The following is a 7,431-nucleotide window of genomic DNA, read 5'->3' on the forward strand; positions in this document are numbered from 1 at the left end:
AGTGGTACGTGAGCTGGGTTTAGAACGTCGTGAGACAGTTCGGTCCCTATCTGATGCGGGCGCAGGATATTTGAGGGAAGCTGTCCTTAGTACGAGAGGACCGGGATGGACGAACCTCCTGTCAACCAGTTGTCGCGCCAGCGGCATAGCTGGGTAGCAGCGTTCGGTTGGGATAAGCGCTGAAAGCATCTAAGTGCCAAGCCCATCCCAAGATTAGATATCCCTTCCGCCTAACGGCGGACTAAAGGCTCCTGGAAGACAACCAGGTCGATAGGCCGCAGGTGTAAGTGTAGTAATATATTTAGCCGAGCGGTACTAATCAGCCGTGAGACTTGACCATAAAATTTTAGCAAAACCTTTGTTTGCAATTAAATGGTAACAAGTCTTCAAACATGATACTTTTTACGTGTTGTCAGATTTCCAAATCTGATAACCTGCCACTATGTTCTGTTAAGATGTCAAAGAGCATGCTCTTTGATAATAAATGTGTTGTCGGGTCCTCCTGAACCGACAACGAAAAGTTTTCTCGGTGGCGATGGTGAGAGGGTCATACCCGTTCCCATTCCGAACACGGAAGTCAAGCCTCCCAACGCCGATGGTACTGCCTCCTCACAGGGGTGGGAGAGTAGGACGCTGCCGGGTTTAAATTGAAACCGCGCTTTGATATCAAGGCGCGGTTTTTATTTTATTGACATGCAAGGCGATTTTGTGCTATACAAAGTAGTCAGGAAAGGGTAGTTTGGTTAAGGATATATGTAAAGGAGGTTTAAATTGAGAAAGAAAAGAAATTGTATTTTAATTATTGGATTAGGCGTAATAGCGCGGGTGCCCCACTCCCGCCCAAAGCGGGAGAAGGTTGCCTTAAAATGCGGGAGATGATTGGCTGCGATGAACATCCGAATAATTAAATTGACAGCTATATTGGTTTGTTCTATAATCTTAATCAGGAAGAAAGCAGAATAGATGATTAAAAAGGTCGTAAAAAAAACTACTCTGGATAGATATAATCCCATTCTGGATGATTTAGCATACTGGTTAGGCAAAAACCCTGAGGAGAGAATTGCCGCTGTCCAGTACTTGAGGAAACAACACAATGGAACTACAGCAAGACTTCAGAGAACTGTTAGAGTTATTCAACAAGCATGAAGTTAGTTATGTGATTGTTGGAGCTTATGCGCTGGCAATGCATGGAGTACCTCGCTATACCGGCGATCTAGATATCCTGGTTAAATCCGATAAGGAAAATTCCCAGCGGATTCTGGTTGCTCTTGTGGAATTCGGATTTGGTTCTATGGGTTTATCCGAAAGCGACTTTATTGTTGCTGATAATGTTATCCAACTTGGAGTTCCGCCGGTTCGAGTGGATATCATCACATCACTTACCGGAGTATCCTGGGCTGAGGTTTATGCTCATCGGATTGCGGGTAATTACGGCGATACCCCAGTTTATTTTATAGGTCGTGAGCAATTTATCACCAATAAAAGAGCACTGGGAAGGAAGAAAGACCTTGCTGACTTGGAGGAGTTAGGCGAGGAGTGAATCAAAATGCACAGATGCCCCTCTCCAGCCCCAAACGGGAGAGTATTACTTCAGTGAATTTGCCGGGTGTCCAACTCCCGCCCAAACCGGGAGTGGGTTACCTCAGAATACAGAAAAATGCTTGCCCGATAATTTATTCCACTATATGTTTAATAGCTTGGTAGATCAAACCTACTTGAAGTTTGACCTATTTGACTGGCGGATCAAGTCCCAAGTGGACTTGACCTACTTCTGCTTAGTGCTTTGATGCTGGGGTATCCGGCAGAGTTGACGGATGCTCTACCGCTGATTGCTTCTTTGTGGCGGGCATTCGCTTTAGACTAACTTCATCTGCCAACAAATATATGTTGGTGTATGCAGGCAAAAAGGTTGCTGCTCGAAAAATAAATTCACACAATTATTAACATTAGTTCTTGTGATAATGTCTATAATTAAATAACATTATGTTTATGAAAAATATAACCGGAAAAAATCTATCGATTAATAATCAAACCTTGATGCTGATTATTGTCGGTTCTGTGATAATGTATTTATTTTTTATCTCAAAGCAATTTATTGGAGATGATTGGTTATGGTTAGCTAACGCTAAGAAAGCATTTGATAACCCGGAAATATTTTTCCAGCGGCCAATGTATGGCTATTTACGTCCCTTAAATATGTTTATAATTTTTATTTGGCAGAATATTTTCGGCGAAAATGCATATATTTTTAGCCTGATAAATATATTGCTTCATGCCTCAAATATCTGGCTTTTATGGAAAGTGTTAAAAAAATTCGGGGTTAGCGAAAAAGTATGCAATTTGAGCGCTTTAATATTCGGATTCTATTATTTGAATTCCTCCGCTCTTCTATGGATTTCTGTTGGACATGATCTTTGGGTAACAATGTTATCGCTTCTGTTTACGCTAAAAATGATTGATTTAATTGAAAGACCTCAAATATTAAATTTTATTATAGTTTTCTTAATTGGTATAGCGGCAACTTTAATTAAGGAATCTGGATTTGTTACAATTGGTCTCTTCTTTTTATTGCTGATTCTCAAGCGAAAAAATCCTCTATCAAAAGAATTCAGATTATATTCCATTTTTATAATTTTAATATATCTCATTTATATAATAATGTATTTTATTACTCGCACATATGCAGATAAGAAATTAGTTATTGGTTTAGAGACAATAATGAACCTATGGTATTTTATAATATATATTATCTTTCCATTATCTAAACGATTCGCCGCAATAATCCCGGAAGGAATGCTTTGGGCAGTTAAAGCGATTAAGATTACGGCGACTTTAGCAGCGCCGTTAGTGTTGTTCTATGCATTTAAAAAAGGCGGAAATGCCTTGAAATATTTTATTTTGTGGTCCGTTATGTTTATTTCTACGATTATCATATTTGATTGGAATTTGGGATTATTTGATCTATATCCCGGAAAAACAGCGTCCAGATTTATGTATAGCGTTATTCCGGGTTTTTCGGTAGTTATTTCTTGGCTGATAATAAATGTTATTTGGGCGCGATTCAAATTTTTAAATAAAAAATCCATAATGATTATAATGGTAATACTATTTATATCGGGCAATTTTTTAATAATAAAGAAAGTGTCAAATATATTCATTTATAAACAAAATATTACTAATGAAATTCTCGACAGTTTATACGGCATAACTGATAACTTAAAAAAGAGCGACATATTAATAATACTAACCAAAGATATTGAGAGCGCTTTTATTGTATTGCCAAGTGAGATTCATATAGAAGCGATGATTTTTGTGAAATTTAATAAATTGATTGATGTTCAAGTTAAAGAAGTTAGCCAATATAAAAGTAATGCAATAGGCTATTCGGATCGTGTCATGACTTTAGGTTGGGATATAAAATCAAATAAAATGGTTACTCATTAATCTATTTGCTTAGATTTTTCATTAGTCCCGCAACTTGGGTATTTGCGAGAACTGCCTTTTGCGGTTTTCCGCATTAGCAAATGCCGTGTTTGGTGGCTGGTATTTGCCTTAGACGTACTCATCTGTAGCGAAGCGGGGGTCCGCCTTTGGCGGATGCCGCCCACATAAACACCAATCACTACTTTTTAGCCTTGCTTTCCTGATATTTTTTCAACTGCTGTTTATATTTATCCTTATCAGCATCCTGAGCGATTACTATATTGATATATTTAATTGCTTCATCAGTTTTGCCGCGGCAATAACAAATATCGGCAAGAACGCTTAGCACGCCGGCTTTAAACTCGCCCGGTTCAGCCATACTTTCAGCTCGACGGACATACCTCTCAGCCTCCTCAAGATTGACTTTTCTATCTAAACACCATTTCGAAAATGAATAAAATTTATCAGGATTATTTTCCCAGTTTGGGCCGAGAGTTTCCTTTTTAATTTTTATCGCTTCAGCTGTATCTTTTCTAACATATAAAGCAAAATCGATTTTCAACTGGTTATTGGCTTTAATCATACTGGGATTTGGGTTATTCGCTGATGCATCAAGCCCATAGCGAAGATATTTTTCTATTTGATCTGTCTTAAACAATTTCCGTGAAAGATTGCTTATAACCCGGACGATTTTAACAATTTTGACCGGGTTGTTATCGTTAGATTTTATAGCGGTATCGGCAACAGGCAAAACATCCTCAAAGGTAATCTTTTCATTCCAGGCGGCATTGGCGGTATTTGAAAATATCTCGAAATAATAATTTTCCATTTTGTTTGTATTGAGCATTTGCGCCTGACGATAATATTCGACTGCCTGCAAATGCTCATAAATATCCGCATGGTATTTAGCAAGAAATAAGGCATCATAAAGGGATGGCTTAATCCGGAACCTGTTGAGACGTTCTTTTATTGTTGTCATGTCGGACAGCGCCCTATTTAGAGTATTGATAAACCGCTTAGCTCCATAATAACTGTCCCAGCGAGTGATTATATCGCCATCGCTGTTTATCAGGATAAAGACCGGATAGAATATCCCAATCTTATATTGTTTGCTTAGTTCGACACCTTCGCCTTTTTTAACATTAAGCGATAGATGCACAACCGATTCTAAAGCGTTTTTGATGGCTTTCTTAGATTCCGCTTCACGAGCGGCGCGTTCGCAATACTGTCAGTCATCGCGGAAGAACTCTAAAAGAATAGGCTTGCCTGATTGAGCTGATAAAGTTTTTACCGCTTCAAATGTTTCTGGAGATTGCGCAATTAATGATGAAGTACAAATTGCCAATATAAGCAGGGCAAATATGATAGCATTTTTCACTTTCTTTTCCTTTATTTATTAGCTTGGTATCCTTAATAAAACATCGCTGATATTATACTAAAAATTTCGGCATTTGTTGATAAGAAAATTCATAAAGAGCGGTAAAAATTTCAATTGGTATAATAGTAATCTTATCAAATATTTCACTACTGTCCGGCCTTTTTCATAGAGTTCTTTAGACAATATCCAACAAGCTAAACTTGCTTAATTCATAATCCAAAGAGCAACGGGACGTTGGGCGACTCCGGTAAAACATCAAACTTTTGTCTTAGGCTTTGCATATTATTTCGTGATTAAATATTAGAAACTGTTTCTGATTCGATTGCTTTTCATTTATTGTCATTCCCGTGAAAGGACTTTCTCAACAAGCCCGTCCACGGGAATGACATTAAGTATAGCATCCGCCTAAGGCGAACAAAAGGCCGGACAGTAGTGCAAATATTTATATTTTAATCCAGATTTTATTATCCCTCAAGATGAAAGTCCGTTACAGCGGACGACACCCTGAGGGATATGCTTGTATATGGAGCAATGTCGGCAGGAAGGGATTCCTGACGACGCGTGAATAAATCTAACTTTGTATACATCAGCGCGTAGGGGTGTATTGCATACACCCTCTTTTCCTTCAACTGCAAAATCTGGGATTAAACTATTTCAGATAAAGAATCGTTTTAAACATTGAACATATTGCTTTATTGTTAAGTAACTATTATTAATGAATTGAGAATAACATTATGTTGAAACAAGGAGATTAAATAAATGAAGCTCGATAAGAATCTGCTGCTGTTTTTAAATTCCTCTGGCTTAGGCCAGGGCGAAATAGACCTTGGCGAAAAACTAATAAAAGCGTTTTTAAAAATGCTCATAGAATCGGGAACCGCCCCAGCTAAAATTATCTGTATGAACAGCGGTATTTTCCTTACTACTGAGGGTTCTCAGGTAATTGATATGCTTAATCAACTCAAAGAAAACGGTTCTGAGATATTATCCTGTGAAACCTGCCTTGATTATTACGGCAGGCAAGATAAATTGATTATTGGCCAGCCGACCAATATGAAAGAAACAGTTAAGGCTATGCTCAAATTCAAAAAGATATTATCACCGTAGTTAATATTTAGGTACAAATATACATATAACTATACTGAAAACGCCTCTGCGAATTGTTTAATAATTCAGAATGTTTGCCATAGACGGAAAGCTTCCCGATACTGATGAATATCTCAGATAAATACTATCTTACGGCATCCTTCAAAGATTTGCCGGCTTTAAAACGGGGAACGTTGCTTGCCGGAATTCTCATAGTTTCGCCGGTTCTGGGATTGCGGCCATCGCGAGCCTTACGGTTGCTGACTAAGAATGTGCCAAATCCTACCAGGGTTATTTTCTGACCTCTCTTTAAACTGTTGGTAATTGAGTCTAATACTGACTTATAAGCTATTTTTGCTTGAGCTTTAGTTATTCCCGCATCTTTGGCGACTTGTTCTATAATCATCTCTTTTGACATAGCTCTCTCCTTAATTAAATTTAGAGGTTTTTGTTTAATTAATAATACCTATCACAATTAACGGCATAATGTCAACTATTATAATTAGAAAATGAAAAAAGTTAATATGTGTTTCAGAGGTTGTTAAGTTGATTAGGTTATTGCCAAATCAGCAACATCATTTTAGCTGCCTATTACATCCGGTGTTCCTTTTATCTTTATAGTATTGCCATATTGTACCGCGGTTATTATAGCGAGTTCAATAAAGCCCTGTTAATGGTTGCAACACATATAGCGGCGCCCCGCTGCGAGCAGGAAAAGAAGACATTATTCAGGGCGGCTGCTTATCGGAAAGCTGAGATTAGCACTAATCACCACTTCGCTCATGACTGGAACCTTAAGATAATTATTGGATTAGGGTAAATAAACAAACCTGTGATATGCTGTCAAAGTTTAAAACTAACTCGCAAATTTTAACGAATATAATCGAGAGTTTAACTATAATTTCAAAAAGGTCAGTGGTTCATAGTGGGTTGTAAGGAATACTATTCATAATAAAAAAGTTATTTTTAGCCACTGAGTGATACATCTTTCGACCGCTACTCGGTACATTTTTCAACCGCCGTTTATATACAAACAAACACAAAACTAAATATCCCAATATTAACATAGTTGAACTTATTCCTTAACCGGTCGGTTTTTAAATAAAATAATTTGTACTAATTAGATTTTTTGGTTATTATGATACTGTTCTTTATCATTGTCAGCTCTTTCCTTCAGTTAGGCAAATTAAAAACATCCCCTAACTCACAAGGTTTTTGGCCTTGGTTGGTTCTAACCGGTTATGCGAAGCTTTGCGTGCGCCATAATACCATTTGTCCTCACTGCAACAATGCAGCCAGGCGGTTTAAGTATCTTGTTGCCCAACTTAGCAATCATCGCTTCATCTTCATCAAATAATATGATTTCATTTCCTTTGGGGATTGGCTCATACAATAAAAATTTTGATTCGCCTGTAAGACATTATGATATTGCAGTTTAGACTATAATAGCTTCTTGGCTTAGTAAAATTGAAAATTATATAAAATTAATAACTACTGTCCGGCCTTTTGTCCGCCTTAGGCGGATGCTATAGTGATGTCATTCC

At 37.6% G+C, this 7,431-nt stretch carries 7 protein-coding genes and 2 rRNA genes; 5 read left to right on the forward strand and 4 right to left on the reverse strand.

Features of this window, described 5'->3' with window-relative positions; translation table 11 throughout:
• The 4 genes from J7K40_05795 to J7K40_05810 all read left to right on the forward strand — a co-directional run.
• Positions 1-340: ribosomal RNA gene (locus tag J7K40_05795) — 23S ribosomal RNA — on the forward strand; the annotation flags it as partial.
• A gap of 185 nt (positions 341-525) precedes the next feature.
• Positions 526-642, forward strand: a 5S ribosomal RNA gene (gene rrf, locus J7K40_05800).
• Positions 643-1,093: 451 nt separating this feature from the next.
• Positions 1,094-1,540 carry a hypothetical protein gene (locus J7K40_05805; GenBank protein ID MCD6161911.1) on the forward strand — a complete coding sequence of 149 codons (447 nt, stop codon included), beginning with the start codon at positions 1,094-1,096 and terminating at the stop codon, positions 1,538-1,540.
• Between the two features lie 449 nt (positions 1,541-1,989).
• On the forward strand, positions 1,990-3,444 hold the full coding sequence (locus J7K40_05810) for a glycosyltransferase family 39 protein (protein MCD6161912.1): 1,455 nt from the start codon (positions 1,990-1,992) through the stop codon (positions 3,442-3,444).
• 178 nt (positions 3,445-3,622) lie between these two features.
• On the opposite strand, the gene J7K40_05815 is transcribed toward J7K40_05810, so the two are convergent.
• Positions 3,623-4,582, reverse strand: a complete 960-nt coding sequence (locus J7K40_05815) for a hypothetical protein (protein MCD6161913.1) — start codon at positions 4,580-4,582, stop codon at positions 3,623-3,625.
• Between the two features lie 69 nt (positions 4,583-4,651).
• Positions 4,652-4,801 carry a hypothetical protein gene (locus J7K40_05820; GenBank protein ID MCD6161914.1) on the reverse strand — a complete coding sequence of 50 codons (150 nt, stop codon included), beginning with the start codon at positions 4,799-4,801 and terminating at the stop codon, positions 4,652-4,654.
• A 759-nt stretch (positions 4,802-5,560) separates the two neighbouring features.
• Between J7K40_05820 and yedF the strand changes: the two genes are divergently transcribed.
• Positions 5,561-5,908 carry a sulfurtransferase-like selenium metabolism protein YedF gene (yedF, locus tag J7K40_05825; GenBank protein MCD6161915.1) on the forward strand — a complete coding sequence of 116 codons (348 nt, stop codon included), beginning with the start codon at positions 5,561-5,563 and terminating at the stop codon, positions 5,906-5,908.
• Between the two features lie 124 nt (positions 5,909-6,032).
• On the opposite strand, the gene J7K40_05830 is transcribed toward yedF, so the two are convergent.
• A complete protein-coding gene (locus tag J7K40_05830; protein ID MCD6161916.1) occupies positions 6,033-6,305 on the reverse strand; it encodes an HU family DNA-binding protein in 273 nt (90 codons plus the stop codon).
• Positions 6,306-7,118: 813 nt separating this feature from the next.
• Positions 7,119-7,280, reverse strand: a complete 162-nt coding sequence (locus J7K40_05835; protein MCD6161917.1) for a hypothetical protein — start codon at positions 7,278-7,280, stop codon at positions 7,119-7,121.
• Positions 7,281-7,431 lie beyond the last annotated feature (151 nt).

The sequence above is a fragment of the Candidatus Zixiibacteriota bacterium genome, assembly GCA_021159005.1.
GTDB lineage: Bacteria > Zixibacteria > MSB-5A5 > UBA10806 > 4484-95 > JAGGSN01.